The sequence below is a fragment of the Gillisia xinjiangensis genome (assembly GCF_046298265.1).
Taxonomy (GTDB): domain Bacteria; phylum Bacteroidota; class Bacteroidia; order Flavobacteriales; family Flavobacteriaceae; genus Gillisia; species Gillisia xinjiangensis.
The window spans coordinates 1-598 of the sequence record NZ_JBKAHK010000074.1 but is presented as its reverse complement, the minus strand read 5'-3'; the positions used below and the strand labels follow the sequence as shown (position 1 = coordinate 598).

Genomic DNA, 598 nt, shown 5'->3' with positions numbered 1-598 from the left:
CTGCCGAATGACCAGGATATCGTATCGGTCTTCGTGCACGAGCCTGGCCGGAAACTGCTGGTGGCGTCATCGGAGGGCCGTGGCTTCGTGGTGCCGGAGGACGAAGTCATCGCCCAGACAAAGAACGGCAAGCAGGTGCTGAATCCGGGTGAAGGCGTCGAAGCGGCCGTTTGCCGCCCGGTCGAGGGCGACCATGTGGCGGTCATCGGCGACAACCGGAAGCTGTTGCTTTTCTCGATCGATGAGATGCCGGAAATGACCCGTGGTAGGGGGGTCATTCTGCAGAAGTACAAGGATGGCGGTTTGTCGGATGCCAAGACTTTCAACCGGAAGGAAGGATTGAGCTGGGCTGCTGGCGCCGGTCGGACGCGGATCGAAACCGAACTCAGGGACTGGCTCGGCAAGCGGGCGCAGGCAGGCCGTTTGCCCCCGAATGGTTTCCCGCGGTCCAACAAATTCGGTTGATTTGGGGGATTTCTGCATTGTCGTCTGTCTCGCCGCAGCCTATAAGCCCCGACAACAACGAGAACCAATAAGCTTTGAACAGGAACCGCCGGAGGCCGGCCGACAGCCGGCGTATCCAGGCAAGAGGACAGGT

At 60.5% G+C, this 598-nt stretch carries 1 protein-coding gene; it reads left to right on the top strand.

Features of this window, described 5'->3' with window-relative positions:
- Nucleotides 1-465 (top strand): DNA gyrase C-terminal beta-propeller domain-containing protein (locus ACKGJN_RS16535; protein ID WP_409540669.1); only part of this gene is annotated, 465 nt, incomplete at its 5' end.
- Nucleotides 466-598: the final 133 nt, after the last annotated feature.